Here is a 21,822-nt window from a genome sequence, read left to right as displayed (position 1 = left end):
GAGCCCATCCTGAATTCTGTGTAACTGCAATTTAGATTAAATGCTTACTAACACGCTCATCGAACATAATCATAAATCGATTAAGAGCAGACGTCCAGTTACGGATGGGCATCGACCACTTTTTAGACGCCTGCTGAGTCGCTAGATAAACAACCTTTAACGCCGCTTGATCAGATGGGAATATCTTACGCTTATTCACAGCGGTACGAATCACGCTATTTAATGACTCGATAGCATTGGTCGTATAAATGGCTTTTCTAATGTCTTTCGGGTAATCAAAGAACACGGTTAAGCCCTCCCAATTATTGCGCCAAGAGGTAACCACATGCGGGTATTTATCGCCCCAGATCTCATTAAACTGCTCAAGGCTAGCCTCTGCCAGCTCAAGCGTATCAGCACCATAAACCGCCTTTAAACCAGCCGCTACTTTTTTTCTATCTTTCCATGGTACAAACTTCATAGAGTAACGTACCATATGCACAATACATAGCTGAACCTGTGTGTTTGGATATACCGTATTAATTGCCTCGCTAAAGCCTTTTAAACCATCCACACAGGCAATAAGAATATCTTGAACCCCACGGTTTTGTAGTTCAGTGAGAATACCTAGCCAGAACTTAGCGCCTTCATTCTCCGATAGCCACATACCCAGTAGCTCCTTTTTGCCCTCAAGATTGACGCCTAAGGCCAGATAGATGGCTTTATTAATGATTTGCTTGTCTTGACGTACTTTAACGACAATGCAGTCTAAATATACGATAGGATATAAGCTACTTAGTGGACGATTCTGCCATGCTGTGATGTCATCTATGATGTTGTCAGTAACCCTTGATACGAGACTGGTTGAGATATCAACGTCATAGATATCTTTGATACTCTCAACAATCTCAGTGGTTGTCTGGCCTTTGGCGTAAAACATGATGATTTTATCATCGAGCCCAGTGATACGAGTTTGATGCTTTGCAACCAATACAGGATCAAAGCTTCCTTCACGGTCTCTGGGTGTAGATACTTCAATCTCACCTGTGTCACTGCGCACTGTCTTTTTGGTGTGACCGTTGCGCTTGTTTGGGGTATCCGCCTTTTCATGCTTAGGATAGCCTAGATGCTCTTCCATCTCGGCTTCTAATGCAGTGTCAATAAATGACTGCATGAGCTCTTTTTGAAATGCTTTGATGTCTTCAAAGCTGCCAACGTGTTTGGCCATTTGTTCGGCTAGTTTTTTTAGTTCTGTTTGTTTTGTCATTGCTTATTCTCCTTTACTATGGATTATAAGCAGTTACACAAAGTTTGGGAAAGTCTCTATTAGATAGCTCCTATACCCCATATTATTTAGTATTTATTGCTCTGTAACAAACAGTCGAACCATATTTCGCTCATGCTCTTGTATTAAATTACTATAAACACTCACATCCTGATTTTCAGAAGTAAATTGTCCTTTTAATGCTTCAGCTAGCTCAACCATTTTAAGGTTTGGGAAACCCTTACCTTTTTTGTTGGTATCAAGATACTTGTGCTTAATACTGCCTAATTTCTCTAACGATGGCTTATTACTAAACGATGAATTTTGGCTATGAGTGATTAAACACAAATTACCAAAGCTATCAAGATCATCTCTAATCATACCATCTATACCATCTGGTGTCTGAGGATAAAAGTGTTCAACTGAACTTCTAAACGAAAATTCAAAATCTTGATATTTTCCCTTAGTACTACCCTTGTCTTGCCATATTAAATAATCCAGATAATTAAAAATAAAGTTGTTTCTTATTTCACCATACCTCAAGAACTTATCATTAATATCTTGTATGTCATTCGGCTTACCTTGAGGCTGACATCCATTTTCATAAACGATGTCATAGTAATCGAGCGGATCTTCGGCAAGGTAACGATCAAACAAGAAGCTATCTGCCATATTTGTCAGGTAATTTAAATAACCATCAGCATTTAAAGATTCTTCACTTGAATGATTAACCAACCAATGTAGAGCACCATCTAGCCAATACTTGTAGCTCATAGATGGGTTAGACACATGAAAGCTTGCCAATAGCATAACTATTTGCTTATTCAAACTATCATTTGAATTATCGTCACTCTCTTCAATGGTACTGTTACCAAAAGTATTGTTATAGCTCCCTGAGTTATTTTGGGACTTAAAGTACTGTTTTAACTCCCAGCTCTCACCACCATTCAAGTATTGACGCTTGATGATATATTTATCAAAGAAAAACTTGCATTTAAGTAAGTAAAAAATAAAATCTTTTACTGTGTCTGCATCCTTCAAAATATAATTTTTAAACTCATCAAGAAGCGCTTTATCATCCAAACGAATGGTTTTGCTTTCTACCTCTGCTACATCAGCTTCTGCCAAATCAGCAGGCTTAATTTGCTTCTTACCATGAATATAAACACGTAAAACTTGCATTAAGAAGCTAGGAAAATTAATAACAGATCTAAATCTTTCACTGTCATCACCTTGTGCGTCATTCTCAGTTGAAAATCGCTTGTCAGATGATAATACTTGAAGAATGCTCATTGGCTGATCTTCATCTGTAGCCTCTACTTCCTGTTCTTTACTCTGAGAGTCCTTTTCTAACTTATCTTCCGCAAAGCACTTGGTTAGATCGTCGAAATTTGAAAGCTTAAACTCCTTCCACGACTCACCGAATATTTTAGTCCGCAAATTAGTATTAAATGCGGTCTGAATGTACTTCTCCATGTTAGAAACACCTTCCCATACGGTGTTAATTACTGTTGTTAGCTGGCTATCGTTTTGAACAGCACTCAGTAAATACGATTTTAAAATCTCGTGCTTTTCTAGCTGTTCACCACGATTATTCATAACCTCGAAGTAGTGATTTAGATCTGTATGCTCTGGTACTTCAACTCTTAGGATTTTAATATTATGACTAACATAATCACTAAAGACTTTTAGCGTGGTATTTCGCTCTCCAACCTTAGACTTAAGCGTTTTTTCAATAATTTTATAACCATTTAAAATAGCAGAATTGATTTTGTCTTCCTTCTTATTAGCTAAGTGCTTACCGTTATTTGATAAAGTTTTGTTGAATAGCGCCTGTAAGGTATAGGTAGACTTATCTCGGCATTCAAAGCTTAAATTAAAATTATCTGTTTGATACCAGCTCAATACAGGTTCATCAGAGTTGTTGTTGTTTTTAAGATATATTGCCAATAATGACAGTGTGGTCAACCGCTGTTGACCATCAATAACCTCATAGCTTCCGTCCTTTTGCTGGTATACAACAAGCGTACCTATATAGTAATTATCATTATTCGAGCCTTTCGTTTGATAGTCGAGTACATCATCAATAAGCTGATTAATCTCTTGATCCGCCCATGCATAGTTACGTTGATACATAGGAATAACGTATGAGTCTTCAGTTAGTAGCTTTTTAATATCATAAAATTTTGGTTCAGGCGTATTATTTGACATTGTAGTACCCCATTTCTTTGAATAAAGTGACAATTTCATCTGTTTTTTTACTGTCTTTTATATCATTCAGTATTGGCAGAGGTTCATGTAAAAAGTCTTTAGGATGATTCGCCTCTTTTAATGTTATAAATAGGTTTCGCTTTAACACATAATTATCTACTGAGGCAAAAGACAAACGTTGGTAATCCAATCGCAGAGAGTATGCCCAGATAAATATTTTGTTTAAGGCGGATGAAAGCTCGTGCTCGCCAAACTTATCGTAATAAGCCATTAATAAAGCATTAAAAACACCGCGAGTATATTTATCACCTGTCCTATACCTTCCTGAATAATTGCTGATTACTTCCAGTATCTCTTTAGACTCATCTTTAAGTTCAATTTTTTTAATCAATTGATCTTTGTGTCTGAGAAATTCAAAATCCTGATAATAACGGACCATCTCAAAAAATCTGCGCCCATTAATAATGGTTTGATCAAACTGGAAAGGGAACGAAAAAATATCTCTATCAACGCCTAAACGAGTTCTGGCCTGCTGATTTAAGTCATCAATATTGTGGTGTGTGATTTTTAATGCTTTTAGTGATGGATAATTAGCTGAGCCCGTTAAATTAACGCCTTTAAATATATCTACGTCTGACTTTGTGAAAAACCTTGATGAGCGACCATTCATCCATCCTCTAATACGATACAAGTATTTTGAGAATAAAAACGCTAAATCCTCAGTGTTTGAATCCTCCCAGAATTTAACAGTAGCAATTTTTATTTGTTTCTCATCGTTATCAAACTCTCTTAAATGAAAGGCCTTAAGCAAGTCGTGTGGATTGAGATCTCTCCCTCGCGCATTCTGTGAATCAAAAAACTGAAAGGCTTCAGATATGTTGCTTAGAGTAATGACCACCACTTCACACTGTTTAAGCAAAAACTCAATTGTATGGTGAGTAAATTCAGCTTTATTAACTTCTTGTCGTATTACCTGATAGTTCTTTTGAAGGTTGGCTTTTGAAACCGTGCTTTTATATTTGAATTGTTTTAATAGCGTTTCTATATTTTGGTCTATACCTTTAAAGACTGTTGAATATTTTGCTTTAGAGGATTGCATAAATGCTTGTATGAGTAATAATATTGTAACTATCCTTTGTTGCCCATCAACGATCTCAAGCCCATCGTCTTTTTGATGCAAAACTATCGTACCCAACCGATAGCTGGGTTTATCAGATTGCGTTTGGATATCATCTATCAGCTTCAATACATGGAAGTCTTGCCATTTATACGGGCGTTGGTATTCGGGTATATTCAGGTTAGCTTTAGCTAAAACATCCTTAATAGTTAGAATTTGGGTATTAGTAATTAATTTCTCATCATTATTAGAACCATCCGTCATTTAAATCATCCTTTTAGAAACGTAGTTATACTGATTAATTATTTGCTTTAGTAAGTTTGGCTATAAACCCATCTTAAACTGATGTTTTTTATACCTCTATTAGACCTAAATCCCATAAAATTCAAAGACTCCTTTAGCTTTAAAAATACTCACTTTATTAGAGTCGGCAAAATTCGGTCCATAAAACCCAGGATTTACAAAAAAACAAAATATAAGTTAATTAAATTGACTAAAGCAGGTTTTATGTATGTTTAATTTTTATAAACTTAATCAACAACATATAAAGTCTTAATAACAAAATGCTCAGCTTCATCAACGATGCTGTTATTCAAGTAAAAGTTTTCAAAGGGAAAATCAACTTTTGTGTTGTCAATTAAGTTTTCAGTAATAACATTCAACTCATTTAAAGTTAGCTCACGAGTAGATTCAATATGTACTATCAACCCTTCTATATTACTCGGTATCTTCTTAACCAGATTTATAGTGGTTTGACGTATTATTTCATGTTTGGAAAGCGACTCTAAATTACTAGCATAATAAAGCTCCTTATCTCGTACTAATTCAAATAGCTCACAATAGTCAAAAGCAATAAAATTAACTACGCCATTATTTAAAAAGCCATTAATCATTTGCTCAATGGCTTTCATATCATCTATCTCGCAGTTCACTATACAGTCGACAAGTTTTGAGTTATTCGTACCTACAGTCTGCTTCATACCTCTTGCCTTAAGGCCTATGACCATACTAACGCCAGATTGAGCTCTTAATTCTGTTAAAGCTTCTTTTGTCCAAAGGTCATTAACGTCTATCAAAGCAATATGTGCTATTCGGTCATAACTTCCTTTTGGGGTATAGAATTGACCATAAAGTATGCCGGATATATGAAGTTTCTTACTACGAAAGCTTTGAATAAAACTATCTGGAAGCTCTGCCTGAAAATCTGTTATCTTATCGCTCTGAACTTCAATGAAACTTAGCGATTCTAACTGGCTAATTGAGCGAGGCAAGCTCTTTAAATTGGGACATTCAAGCCGTAACTCTTTTAAATTAACTAAATTACAAAGTGCTTCGGGTAAAGTGGATATATGACAAGAGGCAATATTGAGCGAAACCAATTCAAGTAGCTTATCAGTTTTGCGAGGTATTTCATTTTCATAAACTCCCATTTCATCCGCCCAATCCCATAGCTCTATCATCCAATTTTCTGGCGTAACACTATTTTCACTGCCTTCTTGCTTCTGCCACCTATCACCTGTTTCTTTTTCACCCCTTATAGCTTGATTTTTTATGTGAGTTTGGATGATTGTTCTCTTATCATTAGTAGAACTTGATTGATCTGATTTAGAATCTTGATTCATCAGTGATACGCCTTGTGTGTTTTATTGTGCTATTGATTTATTAAGTATTATTCGTAATACAATTTCATTGCACTCTGTAAGCGCTTTAAAATTGTCACCTTTAATTGTTCAGGTTCAATGACGACGGCAAGTTGAGACATACTCACCAGCCAGTCCTCTAAACGCTGAGTGTTAGCAACCGTTGCCGTTACTCTATTCCAGTTATCATCAATTGTAGTAATGTCCTGATTATCTGCTAAAGGACGCTCTAATAAATGCTGACAAGCATATTTTTGAACCTTAAGAACCAGTTTAATCTCATGGCTATTGGTGGGCTCTAGTTTACCGAGTTTATGCAAGCGCATAAGCGTAAAGGCATCTCGATCAACCCAATCTGGCGTGGGCTTATCAATCGCAACAGCGTCTTTAATTCGATTAACCGCGAAGTTTCTATGTGCTTTTAATAGAACCTCATCATCAATATGCTCATCAACAGGATTGAACCCTGTGAGATACATCATGTTGTCAATAAACACCAGCCCTTTAGGATAGATTACTCTTTGTTTCGGCTTTTGTTGCCATTTGTTTTGATAAATAATGCTTAGCTGGCTTTTGTTCAGTAATGCCTGATGTATACCTGCTAATACTTGGTTATCGATAGCCGGTGCTTGTACCACACTCGGTAAATTGATGAGATAATCTTGCCACTGCCCCAATGCACTTTGATGGAATCGTACTTTTTCACGTTTACGGATATGCGCTAATTTATGATGAAGGGTTTGCTGAAAGGAGACAGGTAAATAGTTGACTGTATAATTACTAAGCATCTCCGAAAAGAATACAGTCTGCTCATTAATGGCATCGATACTAAAATCAGGTTCGATATGAAACCGTGCCGTTTGCCCACTAATGTTTTGACCCCAAGCCGGTATCCGAACCAAAGCTTGGCTATAAAAGATATCTGTAAATATTTGGTTTAAGCTAAATAGATCGTTTTCAAGATTTTTACGCTGATTGGCAAAGTTGTCAGTGTCACTGGCGTATTTATTCATAAGCTCTGTCAGTGATACCGCTTGCGCTTTGCTGCGTGGTAAATATTGATATAACACAAATAGACGCTCGGATTTTTTATAGCTTGAAATAGGATGAGTTGGCATTTTTTACTCACTTTATTTGGCGGTTATATCGTTATTAATACTGACTTCTTTTGCCACTAAATAGATAAGATAACTGTGCTTTAAAATTTGCTTAATTTAATCAAAACGCACCACAATTGCTGTGCCATTGTCATAAGCATTGCCCTCTGATTGATAAACTTGTGTCTTTAATATGAGTAGCCATTTCTGCAAATCCGTATGCTTATCTATTAATTCCCACTCGTCACTGGGTGCCAAATCGTGTATACCGTCCGTACAAATAACCAAGCTATCGCCAGCGTTAATCTCTATTGTCGTCACCTCGCTTTGCGGCGCTTCAGCATTAAACCCATCCTTAGTAGACAAACTAAAACACTCGGTAATGGCATATAGCATGCCAGCCATACCTGCTTGGTTATAATCTGACATCTGTGTTTGTCTGCCTTCCGCTTGCAATTGCTCATCAATCAGATCATTAAGCAGATTTTGATCTCGAGTCAAGCACTCCCACTGCGAAGATCCGCTTGTAAGTCGATAAACACGGCTATCACCAACATGGGTGATTTTACCTTTTACTTCTCCTTGCTCACTTTTTACCTCAAGCATCGCCAGCGTAGCCGCTGCGCCATAACGTTTAGCACTGTATTTGGTATCGCTAATAATATTGTGAATATTAATAGCGTTTAATGGTTGCTGACTATCTATCAATGCTTTGATAGCTTTAACTATGGCTTTGGAGCAATGCTGGGAGTAATTAGAGCTGGCGACACCATCTGATACAGCCAAATAAAGCGGTAAGCTAACAGGCTTAACGGCTGTTACACCAAGTGTTTCTTGGTAAGAGTCATCTATAAAAAAGAAAGCATCTTGCTGACGGTTGTTGCTGGCATTCCCTTGAAAGGTTATGGCACAGGCTTGACCGACTATCTTTGTGCAATCTAAAAACGTATTCATAAAAGGCACCACTGTAATTTCTAGATAGTTAGTATAGACCACAACCTTGAAAGTTATTTTCTAGGTTTGATTTATAACCTCTTGTTTTATGAGCTTAATCGCATAATGATTTTATATGCCACAGCCTAATCTTAACTATTATATTTATCTAGTAACGACTAACTGCTACGTTCACTTTCCTACATTTTAATTCGCCTTGCACAAATACTAAATCTTTTGCTACTATAAAAATACATCGTGGGTTTACGGCTACTTCCAGCGCGATGAAAAACAACAACTGGTAAAACGCACAACTCCTTTTTGCTCTGTAAGGTGACTGTGTCGTTTCAATTTGGCACAGACAGAGCACTAGGAGATTTTTTATGTCTAAAATTCCTCAATCCCTCGTTTTTATATCATTCATAAGTACATACTGCAGCTTGCTCGCTAAACGTTTTAGCAGAGTGTTTGCACGGTTGTGTCCTTCTGAATCGCTCAACTCCCTATCAACAATGACCTCTCAATTGTCTAAGTCACGTAGCTTAAACCTACTGGGTTTACCTTATTTTTATTACTGCACTTAACTTTATCTCGCATTAACAAATACTTTAACTCTTAAATAAATAGATACTTTAAATATCCTCACCTACTTTAAAAATCATTAAAGGTAAACTTATGACTACGAATATCACAACTGACATCGATAATACGAACACTCAAGCTTGGATGAAAGAGATATGGGACTGGGCGGATGCTAATAATATCCCTGAATCTAAGATTCCTAGAGAGGCTGATGCCTTATTAAGACTAAGTGAGCTCGATATCCTCTTTGGCGGCTACTCCACACGTACCGGATGGTAAGGGTGGGTTTTGGGAAATTGATAGCCGTGACCCTATTGCCGCTTTACCTGAAGCGATTAAAAATCTCAAAAGTCTTAGATAATTAAGATTAAATGGTGGATCGCAGCTTCCCAAAGGTTTTGAAGAATTAGATGGGTTAAGAGAGTTGGTCTTTCTTAGAACATCCATGGAAGAGATTCCAGAGGCCTTCTGTAAATTAAAAAACCTCAAAGAGCTGTATATTATGTCGCGGTCTCTTAAAAAACTTCCTGACAACATCGGTGAACTATCGTCACTTAGAGTTTTTGACATGAGAGGTACTCAGGTTAAGCAGTTGCCTAAATCTTTTACTCAGTTAACACAGCTTAGCAGCCTTACTCTTTGTGTGAATCCTCTTGAGTATTTGCCTGAAGACTTTGATAATCTATCAAACCTTGTATATATCAATATTAGAGCGTCACACTTTGATAGCCTGCCTGAGTCTTTTGGTAATTTGCCAAAACTAACCCATTTGAGCTTATATGAAAATGAATTGAAGTCTTTGCCAGATAGCTTTGCTAAGCTAACATCTTTAGAGCATTTGGAGTTTCAAGAAAGCTCGTTGCTAGATATAGACCCTGCTGTTCAAAACTTCATCGATAACCATGTTGAATAAGAGTATTTGATATTAATAAAAGCTTTATGGTTTAAAAAAAGCGTCAATGCAATTGCACTGACGCTTTTTTATTGAATAATCACAAAGGATATAAATAAATCATTATAAAGATAGGCGGATTCAAATCGAATACATAACTGTATCCCTTACACATTAACGGATGTAGATTAATACATATACCAGATAATTTAATAAAAAAACTCGTAAGCCTACCTTAACATAATAATAGAGTCTATCTATTGCCCTGGTCGATTAGATTCGGTCATGCGTCTTTAATTTAGCCGACACAGAGTTTTGAGCTCCCTCGAAGGTAAAGAAAAGCTAGTCTTACCACGCTGACGGTCATACTATCTACCTCAACTTCTACTTCTTTAAACTCACCTAAACTTATATTCGAGCGTCTTAAATGTAAATTTACTTCAAATTCAGAGTATAGAGTGCTAAGTTCATAGTTATTAACGATAGCTTTGAACTTAGAGAACTCAGAATGGATATAACATCAATAGCTAAGCTGCAAAAAAAAAGGAATTCTCATTTCCCCTGTAATCGCCGATTTATTTAAAATTTACGCTGAGGATATCAGACCCTTCCTAGACCATAATAAGAACCTTAAGTGTGAACAAAGACGCGCCCTATTTAAGCTAACAATACTTATTAAAAGCGACAAGAAACAGTTACTAGCTAATAATTTCGAGATCTATTACCTTCTCAAAAGTCATAACCTTGAACAAGACACACTTAGACAAAATGTGCTTATCAGCTCATCTGCTCAAGATGAATGTAATTTTGGTATAGCTTTTTTTGAGTTAATCGACATTATATCTAGACATAAGGCATTACTAGACCTAAAGGTTATTCTTGAAAATCTCCAAAAAATATTGACAGAGGATATGACGCAAAACCTGCTGAAAAAAAACCTCTTCGCTATAACAACATTTTGTCAGCTGATTGGTATTACTGAGCAGACCTATTACTCTCGCATTAAAAGGACCTAATAGATATGCTAACTAATATACCTAAAGAGGGTCAAAGAAGGTGGGTATCTCATCAAGACCTGATGGAGACTGTTTTAAACCTTGAAGACCCTCACTTTGATTACCCCCATGAAGTGCTTATAGCTATCTCTGATATAGTCGTAATTATTCACATCAGTTATGAACAACCGGAGAATAACCTATATGATTTTTTGATGAAAATCATTAAAGTTCTGCAATCAAAACCCGTTGCTCCTGAATTTATGAAAATAAGTAAGTCTGAATTGTCTAGTAAGCCACTGCCAATGCAGCTACTCATCCAAATGCAACATATCATCACTAAACAGCAATATAGTTTTTCTAACAAAAAAATTATTTGGCTGGCACTAGCACTACACACTTCCATATTATTGACACATCTTAAGATAATAACCCATGCTCATAATATATTGATGCAGTTTAAACTGGCTCAATTCTCTGAATCCCCGAACAGAACTTGGATCTGGAAATCACTGCCTGATGTTTCCATTTTAAATATGAACATAAACGATATTTTATCAATTTTTCGTACTATCTTAGAGCAACAGGAGAATAGCCTTAGTGACTTAGACAATCGTGATGCTATTGACTTACTTCGCTCTAAAGAAAGTAAGTCTGAGGTAAAAGCTAGATTAAGCCAAATACAAAAAATAACATTAGCCTATCAAAATGCTCACTTTTTGAAATCTAAGAAGACTAACTCAAAGAAAAGTAAGCCCCCTAAAAAAATAAAGACAAAAATTACACCTATAAAGTTAGACAAAACTAATGCTGCCAATGAACCTTTGAATAAAGAGCCTGCCCCTTATTACTGGGATACGACACCTGATGATATTGAAGCACACATTCCAAAGATAGATACTAGATTTTTTGAACCTGAACTTGAAGTAGATGAATATAGTGGACTTGAAGCCAGCACCGAGGAAAAGATTGACCATTATGACAGACCTTATATTAATTATAACAAGCCACCAGATCCGTTAATTAACCACTCAGCTCCTCTACAGACTATAGATATCACGCTGCAACAGAACTATATGTCCCAGCGTGATCTGGGGTTAAACTCGAATACTCGAATTTTATCCTTAGCAGGCTACCAAGGCTTATTCAATGCCATAAATCATGATGCCAAAGCAGACGCTAATGAAAATAAAAAAAGTGCAGCTAGTCTTTTATTACTGTCAATGCTTACAGGCCTACCTATCAAATCATTAATCAATCCTGGGTATATCGGTCATTCAAGTATCTTTCGTACCCTTAGTAATAAAGCTTATATTAGACACCACCTGGGTGTAACCAAAAGATCTAAAAAATTTGATGAATCAATATATGAAAATGAGTTTGACGAAGTAAAAGTGCCACTCCCACTTTGGCTAATTGAGTACTTTTCATCAAATGAAGTTCCTAAGAAAGAGGCTCTAACTGACTATTTATCAAAACTGCGTGCATCTCTTCAACTACCCTATCTATCAATAAATCGTATAGAGACTGCGCTTCACGTTGTACTCTCTAGATACACACCTAACTGTTGTCATTCACATATTGCAGATATCATATGCCGAGTTCCTGCACCTCATGCTCCAGCAATGTATTACAGCAGTCACACAAGTGAAGAGATAATTACCCACTACAAAGCCGCTTTAAATAAGTTAAATACTAATAATAACTTTGATTTGTCGTATATAACTGCTTGGCATAAATACACATTAGGTTCAGCCTTCGCCTTTAAACTTGATTATGTTCGTAAGTTTATGGCTGATCTTCAAGCATGGGTTAAGCGCAGCCCAAATGCTGATATCCACTTTAATCGGACAAGTATCTTAGTCTGGTACGTATTCTGCACATTAACAGGGGTACGACCAAATAATGGCATTGGTACGATATCAGATCTTGATTTTGAATCAGGATGGTTACTAATTTATGACAAGCCCAGTAAGAGCGTTCAAAACCATAGACTTGTTCCCTTATGTCCTACCTTAGTACGCTACTTAACAGACTACCAAGCCTATCTCATAAACTACCAAACACATCATCCTTTAAAGTATGGAGTAAGTAAATGTGTCGATGAAATCCGTCTTGGAGAAGAAGTCGCTTTGCTAAGGCTATTATCAGACAGTACTGATAGCTTAAAGGATATTAAGCGAGGTGATGCTTACCAAATGACTCATGAAATACTCGATGCTGACCCTTACTGGACTCGTCACTTTGTGAGAACACAGCTTGAGAAATATGGCGTCAACCTAGTGCTTATTAACACAGTTATCGGTCATGAAAAGGGTCGTCAAGAAGCTCTTGGACAACTGTCCTCATTTAGTAAATCAAAGATCAAAAGTGTTGCTGGTATATTAGAACATATCGCAACTTCACTTCAGCTTAAAACAATAAAAAACACAACGCTGCATTATTACAGAGATACCGATAATGCTTAAACTAAATCCGCCTAAAATTGTTGATGGGTTAGCTAAATTTGATGGCCGAAAGAAAAAATATGTTCCTTACCCTGAAATTTATAATCAAAGTAGTGAAACTGAGAAGCTTAAAATACTAGTGTTTTCAGAGTTACAAACACTGTGGGAACGATTACAGAAAGAGCACCCTGGGAATATAAGATACCTAAAGTCAGTTTCTAAATTCTTTCAATTAGCAGCGCCTGTTGAAAGTTTTATATTTAAACCCTGCTTAGAAAGTTTTACCAGCCAGTGGTCATATTGGAATTTAAGCCCATCAAACTTCCATTACCAAACTTATGAAAACTTAAGACCTATTTCTGACAAAGGTTATCGTGAATTTCATCAGCAATGCAATACATTAATAGCTCAAAAATTCAAAACCAAAAGAAAGCAAAAACAAGCAGGTATTGGTGTTAACGATTTTATTGAGTTTCAAAACCAGCACTTTATGTTGGCTGAGCATTTTTACCCTATATTTCATCCACCTAAACCAAGCAAACCTAATCCATTGACTGTAAATCAAAGATGGATTAAACAGGGTAAACAATTAAAGCGAGTTATTCGGATCGTACACGACCACTGGTATCAAACAAAAGAATATAGTTCAGATGAGATTTTAGGCTGGCTAATTTTTTCAGGCATTGTTTATGGTGGGATTAATGAAAGCAATATGCTTAAAGGATGGCTTATTGCACTGTTAGAAAAAGACTATAAACCGTTTATTAATCAAAGAACTTTTATATCAGCTAGATTTGAACAAAAATACTATGGTAATGAACGATCGAGAGACAGCAAAACCCTTTTTAATACCAAACAAATTATTATCGACTTAGTCAGTCAATGCTGGCTTATGCGATACCACCAACAAGTTAACACACAAGAAATTAAGAAGACACTGTACCAATTAACTGACAAGAAACTTAAAGACTATCTAGCTAACACTTTAAAGCCGGTGCTTGAGCCTTTCGATATCAAGGTGCCTACTTTGGCAACACTATTGTACTACGCAAGCTACCACTGGGAGCTATTAGATAATGTTGATATAGATCAAGCCTCTGTGACCGTACTACGAGGTAGACAAAACACTTCAGGACTAAGCACATCTAACTTTGATCAGTTATTAAATCAAAACTATAAACCAGAAAACATTGATTATGATTTAAAAGATATTATCGAACTTAATATCAGTAAATCTTTCAATACTCACTCAATTGATAATGACCAGAAAAAGGTTAAGGTCAGAAAATCGGACTTGATTAGTGAGTTAACTAAGGATTTTAAGTTAGATGAAGAGTTAAAGAAAAAGCGACCCAGTTATAAACCTCCTACTTTAATTGAACGGATTGAAAGGCGTTGCAATCAGTATAAAGATCTAAGTGAAACAGTTTTACTGAACTGGATACTCAGCTTGTTAAATCAAAAGAAGCCACCCAGCAATAAAAGCATTTTGAAATGCATTAAGGCTATTGGCTATGAGTGGCTCTATTTTACTATGGGTCAAGCAATAGATACGTGGGAGGAAGAGGATTTTGAGATACTTTATGAAGATATTATAGAGTACAAAGCTTTTACCCGAAGCAATAAGGACCTTGGATACTCTGCTAAGCTATTTAATCGTATGCATAACTTTGCTAGCGATAAATACCAGTTTCCTAGAGTCACTATTGAGTACTCACAAAAAGGGCGACGAGTCCGGTCTGAATTAATATCGCCACAAGCTTACAAAACCATTATTAATCAGATACTGCTCTCAGTAAATATTTTAGAGCGTGACATGCTGGCACTGATTTTTATCTTGGCCTATCGGACTGGCATGCGAAAAAAAGAGATACTGGGATTGAAGTTCAATGACATTTAAGGCTTACCTCAATCACAGCCGTCTATAGTAATAAGACCTAATAGTTATCGCTCAACCAAAACTCAAAGTAGTATTCGTCGAATCCCTATTTTTGCATTGCTAAATCCGGATGAATTGACACTTTTTTTAAGTTTTATACAAAGTAATATTGGCACAAATCCTAATCGATTTATTTTTACACTATCCTCTGACCGTCAGCCACTAAATGATCATGCACCGCTACAACTTTTTAAACGAGTTTTAAAAGATATTACAATTAAAAGTGATCCAGAGATTAACCATACTTTCCACGGCTTTCGCCATACTGCCTTAACTAATCTCTCTCTAGTATTGATGGGTCATAAACATCTTATACAGTCACTAACAGACTACGATGAAGAAGATGTGTTACGTATTAAGCACGGCCTATTGGGTGAGCACATTGATGTTCAAGATACCTGGTACGCATTAGCAGGTATCATGGGGCATTTATCACCTCAACGCAGTTTTGAATACTATAACCATATAGCCACTTTAATGGCTACTTATGAGCTTAGTGAGGCAGATATTAAGCTTCCTACTAAGACTATCAATAACATCACAGGAATTAATTATAAACAGCTTAGTAACAACCAAGCTATTATTGATAATAAAAAGGTTAGCTTGCTCAGTATTCGTCTTCTTTTATTTAGACGTATTAACCACCCAAAACGTAAATCACCAGTATTTGCCATAGAGTATGTTAATAAACAAGGCCTTTATGATCTTGCAGCTACTAAAAAAGATGAGCTTTTTATGCGCTATGGAATAAATACCGTTGAACAGTTACTCTCTTTGTCTGATAAGGGTATGCCTCTCAATGAAGTTGCCGCAATACTAAACATCAACTACGATGATGCTCAGACTTTAGCGAAAAGAGCCTATCAAGTTGCAAACATAACCAATACTCGTGGTAAGTTACGTTTTATTAAGCCTGATTTCTCTGGAAATACCAAACTTAGCCCTCTTAGCGTACAAGAGCAAAATGACTATAGGTTGCTTACTCATTTGGTAAACAATGCAACGAAATTACGCACTCATTCAGATGTTAATTGGCAGTGGTTTATTAAGACTTGTAGTCAGAAAGTTACTGTCAGCAAAGCTTATATATCTTTTTCACAAGCAGACAACCTAAAGTTAAAGCGCTTCATTGATATTGCAACGGAACTACTACCTGCTAAAAATTGGTTGATCAGTTGTAGTGATAAATTGCTAGAAAAAGCTTTGAGCAAATCTCAGTATAAACAAATGCGATATAAAAAGAATAACTCTACTACTATAAGAATAGGTATTGCTAATGAAGAAAAAAGAAGTGGCTCTAACACTTTTTCATCCAATAAAAGAACTTGGAAGTACTCTCCTTTACTTAGATATTTTGTTCATTTGATGCTTGTTATGGATGATAGTCTTCCTATTGATGAAGATAAACCCTAAGTTTTAAATCAAGAAGGAATAAATCAGCTATGAACTTCGTTGACGTTGAACCCACTCTATAAAACTACTGGCGAGCCATTATTTTATTTGGCCGCAACACGGCTTCTTATAAATTTGCACTGGCAAAAAGCCTTATTGATGTGAGCTTAGACAGTAAATCAGATTTGATTACACTCGATGACTTAGCCCTGCCCTATACCATGCATCTATGCGAGCACCTAAAGCACAGTCCCAAACAAAGCACTGCCAGAAGCAGTAAGTTTATTCAGGCTTGCATGGACTTTAACCAAGGGACGATTACTGAGACTAAGCTCATTGATATCACCACCAAAGAAGGCTTTAAATACGTACTAGATGCGTTCCATGTTGTTAATACAAAGGCGGTACAAGAACGGTTTTATGATGTGATTGATGAAGAGTTTTTTATCGATGAGCGTAAATTTAATAAAGGTATTCGCTTAACGGACAACTTGTTTAAGCTATTTTACGTCTTCGACTACTCAGCAGAAAACTTGAATCAAGAAACAGAATCAAGATGGAATCTGGTTGAAAAAGCCTGGGAGTTAAATCTAAATAAAAACTTAGTCGCCGTTGAATTTGATCAAGAAACTAAGCAACTATTCTCTCATGACCCAAGCCATCGCCGTGTTGGGATTACCAGCTCACGTGGTGCTCTAAACGGTTATCAGAAGAGCCGCTGCTTTTATTGTTTTAAAGAGATCAGTATTGCTTCTCAAGATACTCAATTGGCTGATGTCGACCACTTCTTTCCACACACCCTGAAACCTCAAGTTGCCGAAGCAGGCTGCTGCCAACCAGTAAATGTGGATGGTATATGGAACCTCGTTCTTGCTTGCCAAGATTGTAATCGCGGCCATGATGGTAAGTTTGCTCAAGTCCCCTCTACCCTGTTACTAGATAGACTCAATACACGTAACGAGTATTTAATTGAGAGCCATCATCCTCTGCGCGAAACGTTAATCCTTCAAACGGGTAGAACAAAAACTCAGCGAAAACAGTTTTTGCAAAAGTCTTATGATTTCTCTAAACAAAGGCTCATTCACGTTTGGCAACCATCCAAGCAAGGTGACAGTACTTTTTAATAGGTAGATAGACATGAAAACCAAAGAGACTCTAAACTACTATAACCAAAACGCTGAAACTTATATAAATCAAACGAGAAATCTTCGAACCAATGATTTATGTGATAGGTTTGTTTATGAATTGCCGTTTCATCTTGGTATTCCCAATCATGTCTTGGATGTTGGCTGTGGCTCTGGTCGAGATGCCTTTTGGATCTCTAATAGATACGCAATCAATGTCACTGCTATCGATGGTAGCTCAGAGATAATTAATATTAATAAGAAAAACTATGAGCTCAGTGAGGTTAAGTGGCTAAACGTCCTGTTTGATGAGATTAGAATCCAAGGTTGGGAGGATAAGTTCACGGGCATTTGGGCATGCGCTTCTTTATTGCATGTTCCTTTTAAAGCACTGCCTTACCTAATGGCGGATTTAATCAAAACCTTAAAGTTTGAGGGCATTATGTACGCCTCTTTTAAGCATGGCGACGCTGAAAGATACGATGGTGAGCGATTTTTCTGTGATATAAATGAAGAGCGGTTGTTAGAGGTGCTGAATCAGCTTCGCGTCGACTGTACGATTGAGTATGATTGCTGGATTACCTCTGACCTAAGAGAAGATCGAGATGAGGAGTGGTTTAATGTGATTATGACGAAAAAGGTTTAGGTCAATTCAATTAACCACCTTATTTTGCCACAATCACATCACTCACTCGGGTTGTATAGCAAGGGCTTAGAAGCTCACGACTCATTTGCCATTTTTGATTTTCTTTAATCCCTTCACTGGCTATAAACAGAGCGCTTTGCTGATGTTTGTCTGCTTGATATTTGCTATTTAGCTCATCCATTACCGCCATAAGTGCCTGTTCTTTGTCATCAGTTTGTGCATCGACTTCTGCACTAAACAAATCAAGCTGTACCTCATCGTGCTGACAAATCCCCGATAGCATAACGCCAGCCTTCGCATAACGAATATTGTCTTTAAAGATTTTGTCCAGTACGAGTCTGGCTGCTTTAACTAGCTCTCTGCTATCCGCAGTTGGTGTTTCAAACTGATATTGACCTGATATGGGTATATATTTCTCGTTTTTATTAAACGCACTGTTTTTGGCAAATACAGTCATAACACTACATACGCTGTTTTGACGACGCAGCTTGTTAGCCGCACGTGAGGCATGAGCGCACACCGCTTCTGTTAGATCCGTTTGAGCGGTAATGCGTTTTGAAAATGACCGTGAAGAGATGATTTGCTTTTTGGGTTCAATGGTTTCAATATCAAGACAAGGTTGCCCATTTAGCTCTAGACACGTTCGCTCTAATACCACCCCAAAGTGCTGACGGATTTTTTCAGACTCGCAAATTGCCAATTGATATACAGTCTCAACCCCCATTGCATTGAGCCTATCTTTATAACGTCTGCCCACACCCCAGACCTCTCCAACATCTGTAATCTGCATCAGTCGCCTAATCCATCTTGGATTGGTTAATACACAGGTTCCTTTAGTAGCGGGGTATTTCTTAGCAGCATAGTTAGCCAGCTTTGCCAGTGTCTTGGTCTCCCCTATCCCAACACCAACAGGGATACCTGTATACATCTCAACAATTTGCTTAATCTGTTTAGCATAGGCATCTAAATCTTGCATGGCCACCGGGTAATCGGCAAGGTACAAAAAAGCCTCATCTATCGAATACACTTCGACCGTAGGGCACAGCGACTCTAAAGTACTCATAACCCGCTGCGATATATCTGCATACAGCGCATAATTTGAACTAAACACTGCGACGTTATTTTGAGCACAGAAGTCCTTGACTTGATAATAAGGCACGGCCATTTTAATACCTAAGGCTTTCGCTTCTGGTGAGCGCGCAACCACGCAGCCGTCATTGTTAGATAAAACGACAACAGGTTTGTTTTTAAGGTCAGGGCTAAACAGCTTTTCGCAGGAAGCGTAAAAGCTATTGCAATCTATTAGAGCATACATGGTCGACTCTTATCTACTTGTTATCACCGTGAATGGGTAAAATGCTGTGACGCTTCTAATTACTCACACTACCTTATTAAGATAGCAGAGTTACTTCATGCAAGAATAGAGTCAGCAAGAGGCTTACGACGGCTGTTGTCGCTTTATATTTAAGAGTTGATTAATCGAGATTAATTACAGGAGAAATAATGTGTAAAAAGGGCGAGCAAGAAGCGATAGATTTAAAAGTCAAAACGACGACGCTGCCCTCGTCCACGTTTCACTTCCCGAATGATGTTTTTGACCACACCAAAGATTTCAAAGTCGATATCATCACATAGGGGAATATCTTCAAAATTATCATTATAAGCTACCAGCTTAGGTGTTGGTTCAAGGCACAGCTCTTTAACAGTAAACTCACCATTAACGGCACAGACAATGATGTCACAGTGTTGTGCCTCAAGGCTTCGATCAACAACAAGTAAGTCTTCAGGATGGATGCCTGCATCAATCATAGACAACCCACCAACACGTACTAGAAAAGTCGCGTTGGGGTGGCTGATGCAAAGCTCGTTTAAATCGATACTGGTTTCTACATAGCCCGATGCAGGCGAAGGAAAACCTGCCGGCACCTTTTCGATAAAGTATGGCAACGGGCTGTAGCTTTTGGGGTATAGTTTGCCTAGCAGTTTGATGGTCATATAAGGTTTAAACATGTGGTTTGATTAATATATATACTCAGTATCGAGATTTATACGATAAGTATTTCGAACCTCACCTTTTCGAAATAGCGTGCCGATTGAATGAAACTTACTAGGCATAAAGGTTTAGTAGCTAGCATAGCCTAGTGTTCCGCTGCGTAACGAAAGATATAACCTTGAGTTTGATAAACAACTGTAATTACATAAGCTTCAAATTAGGTGCTCGCTATGCATAAGTTATTTTTTAATAGCTACTATGATTTTACGAGCCCATCCTGAATTCTGTGTAACTGCAATTTAGATTAAATGCTTACTAACACGCTCATCGAACATAATCATAAATCGATTAAGAGCAGACGTCCAGTTACGGATGGGCATCGACCACTTTTTAGACGCCTGCTGAGTCGCTAGATAAACAACCTTTAACGCCGCTTGATCAGATGGGAATATCTTACGCTTATTCACAGCGGTACGAATCACGCTATTTAATGACTCGATAGCATTGGTCGTATAAATGGCTTTTCTAATGTCTTTCGGGTAATCAAAGAACACGGTTAAGCCCTCCCAATTATTGCGCCAAGAGGTAACCACATGCGGGTATTTATCGCCCCAGATCTCATTAAACTGCTCAAGGCTAGCCTCTGCCAGCTCAAGCGTATCAGCACCATAAACCGCCTTTAAACCAGCCGCTACTTTTTTTCTATCTTTCCATGGTACAAACTTCATAGAGTAACGTACCATATGCACAATACATAGCTGAACCTGTGTGTTTGGATATACCGTATTAATTGCCTCGCTAAAGCCTTTTAAACCATCCACACAGGCAATAAGAATATCTTGAACCCCACGGTTTTGTAGTTCAGTGAGAATACCTAGCCAGAACTTAGCGCCTTCATTCTCCGATAGCCACATACCCAGTAGCTCCTTTTTGCCCTCAAGATTGACGCCTAAGGCCAGATAGATGGCTTTATTAATGATTTGCTTGTCTTGACGTACTTTAACGACAATGCAGTCTAAATATACGATAGGATATAAGCTACTTAGTGGACGATTCTGCCATGCTGTGATGTCATCTATGATGTTGTCAGTAACCCTTGATACGAGACTGGTTGAGATATCAACGTCATAGATATCTTTGATACTCTCAACAATCTCAGTGGTTGTCTGGCCTTTGGCGTAAAACATGATGATTTTATCATCGAGCCCAGTGATACGAGTTTGATGCTTTGCAACCAATACAGGATCAAAGCTTCCTTCACGGTCTCTGGGTGTAGATACTTCAATCTCACCTGTGTCACTGCGCACTGTCTTTTTGGTGTGACCGTTGCGCTTGTTTGGGGTATCCGCCTTTTCATGCTTAGGATAGCCTAGATGCTCTTCCATCTCGGCTTCTAATGCAGTGTCAATAAATGACTGCATGAGCTCTTTTTGAAATGCTTTGATGTCTTCAAAGCTGCCAACGTGTTTGGCCATTTGTTCGGCTAGTTTTTTTAGTTCTGTTTGTTTTGTCATTGCTTATTCTCCTTTACTATGGATTATAAGCAGTTACACAAAGTTTGGGAAAGTCTC

General features: G+C 37.5%; 16 protein-coding genes. 7 read left to right on the top strand and 9 right to left on the bottom strand.

Annotation, left to right across the window (positions count from 1 at the left end):
* Positions 1-31 precede the first annotated feature (31 nt).
* The 6 genes from AC2SLP_RS11340 to AC2SLP_RS11315 all read right to left on the bottom strand — a co-directional run bounded on the left by AC2SLP_RS11340 (position 32) and on the right by AC2SLP_RS11315 (position 8,262).
* Complete coding sequence (locus AC2SLP_RS11340; RefSeq protein WP_486535535.1) at positions 32-1,246, bottom strand: IS256 family transposase; 1,215 nt, start codon at positions 1,244-1,246, stop codon at positions 32-34.
* Positions 1,247-1,339: 93 nt separating this feature from the next.
* On the bottom strand, positions 1,340-3,454 hold the full coding sequence (locus AC2SLP_RS11335) for a GmrSD restriction endonuclease domain-containing protein (RefSeq protein ID WP_486536769.1): 2,115 nt from the start codon (positions 3,452-3,454) through the stop codon (positions 1,340-1,342).
* Complete coding sequence (locus AC2SLP_RS11330) at positions 3,444-4,835, bottom strand: DUF262 domain-containing protein (protein ID WP_486536768.1); 1,392 nt, start codon at positions 4,833-4,835, stop codon at positions 3,444-3,446. The genes AC2SLP_RS11335 and AC2SLP_RS11330 overlap by 11 nt, the downstream gene beginning before the upstream one ends.
* 266 nt (positions 4,836-5,101) lie before the next feature.
* Positions 5,102-6,193 carry a hypothetical protein gene (locus tag AC2SLP_RS11325; RefSeq protein ID WP_486536767.1) on the bottom strand — a complete coding sequence of 364 codons (1,092 nt, stop codon included), beginning with the start codon at positions 6,191-6,193 and terminating at the stop codon, positions 5,102-5,104.
* Between the two features lie 47 nt (positions 6,194-6,240).
* Positions 6,241-7,329, bottom strand: a complete 1,089-nt coding sequence (locus AC2SLP_RS11320; RefSeq protein WP_486536766.1) for a helix-turn-helix transcriptional regulator — start codon at positions 7,327-7,329, stop codon at positions 6,241-6,243.
* 96 nt (positions 7,330-7,425) lie between these two features.
* On the bottom strand, positions 7,426-8,262 hold the full coding sequence (locus AC2SLP_RS11315) for a PP2C family protein-serine/threonine phosphatase (protein WP_486536765.1): 837 nt from the start codon (positions 8,260-8,262) through the stop codon (positions 7,426-7,428).
* A gap of 654 nt (positions 8,263-8,916) precedes the next feature.
* Between AC2SLP_RS11315 and AC2SLP_RS11310 the strand changes: the two genes are divergently transcribed.
* The 7 genes from AC2SLP_RS11310 (at position 8,917) to AC2SLP_RS11280 (ending at position 18,258) form a co-directional block, all read left to right on the top strand.
* The gene (locus AC2SLP_RS11310) at positions 8,917-9,102 is read left to right on the top strand and encodes a hypothetical protein (RefSeq protein ID WP_486536764.1); all 186 of its coding nucleotides are present in this window, start codon (positions 8,917-8,919) and stop codon (positions 9,100-9,102) included.
* A gap of 223 nt (positions 9,103-9,325) precedes the next feature.
* A complete protein-coding gene (locus AC2SLP_RS11305; protein WP_486536763.1) occupies positions 9,326-9,736 on the top strand; it encodes a leucine-rich repeat domain-containing protein in 411 nt (136 codons plus the stop codon).
* Positions 9,737-10,736: 1,000 nt separating this feature from the next.
* Positions 10,737-13,178: a hypothetical protein gene (locus AC2SLP_RS11300; RefSeq protein ID WP_486536762.1), complete on the top strand. Its 2,442-nt coding sequence runs from the start codon at positions 10,737-10,739 to the stop codon at positions 13,176-13,178.
* Positions 13,171-15,057 carry a hypothetical protein gene (locus tag AC2SLP_RS11295; RefSeq protein WP_486536761.1) on the top strand — a complete coding sequence of 629 codons (1,887 nt, stop codon included), beginning with the start codon at positions 13,171-13,173 and terminating at the stop codon, positions 15,055-15,057. The genes AC2SLP_RS11300 and AC2SLP_RS11295 overlap by 8 nt, the downstream gene beginning before the upstream one ends.
* A 114-nt stretch (positions 15,058-15,171) precedes the next feature.
* On the top strand, positions 15,172-16,509 hold the full coding sequence (locus AC2SLP_RS11290; protein ID WP_486536760.1) for a hypothetical protein: 1,338 nt from the start codon (positions 15,172-15,174) through the stop codon (positions 16,507-16,509).
* A gap of 140 nt (positions 16,510-16,649) precedes the next feature.
* Entirely contained in the window at positions 16,650-17,612 is a 963-nt protein-coding gene (locus AC2SLP_RS11285; protein ID WP_486536759.1) for an HNH endonuclease family protein, read from the top strand.
* A gap of 13 nt (positions 17,613-17,625) precedes the next feature.
* Positions 17,626-18,258 carry a class I SAM-dependent methyltransferase gene (locus tag AC2SLP_RS11280; protein ID WP_486536758.1) on the top strand — a complete coding sequence of 211 codons (633 nt, stop codon included), beginning with the start codon at positions 17,626-17,628 and terminating at the stop codon, positions 18,256-18,258.
* A gap of 19 nt (positions 18,259-18,277) precedes the next feature.
* Here the strand turns inward: AC2SLP_RS11280 and AC2SLP_RS11275 are convergent, their stop codons facing one another.
* The 3 genes from AC2SLP_RS11275 to AC2SLP_RS11265 form a co-directional block, all read right to left on the bottom strand.
* A complete protein-coding gene (locus AC2SLP_RS11275) occupies positions 18,278-19,573 on the bottom strand; it encodes a Y-family DNA polymerase (RefSeq protein WP_486536757.1) in 1,296 nt (431 codons plus the stop codon).
* A gap of 221 nt (positions 19,574-19,794) precedes the next feature.
* Complete coding sequence (umuD, locus tag AC2SLP_RS11270; protein WP_486536756.1) at positions 19,795-20,268, bottom strand: translesion error-prone DNA polymerase V autoproteolytic subunit; 474 nt, start codon at positions 20,266-20,268, stop codon at positions 19,795-19,797.
* Between the two features lie 282 nt (positions 20,269-20,550).
* A complete protein-coding gene (locus tag AC2SLP_RS11265; RefSeq protein WP_486535535.1) occupies positions 20,551-21,765 on the bottom strand; it encodes an IS256 family transposase in 1,215 nt (404 codons plus the stop codon).
* Positions 21,766-21,822 lie beyond the last annotated feature (57 nt).

The organism is Psychrobacter sp. CX21, assembly GCF_057396255.1.
The sequence above is the reverse complement of the archived record's forward strand: the minus strand, read 5'-3'. Positions and strand labels throughout refer to the sequence as shown.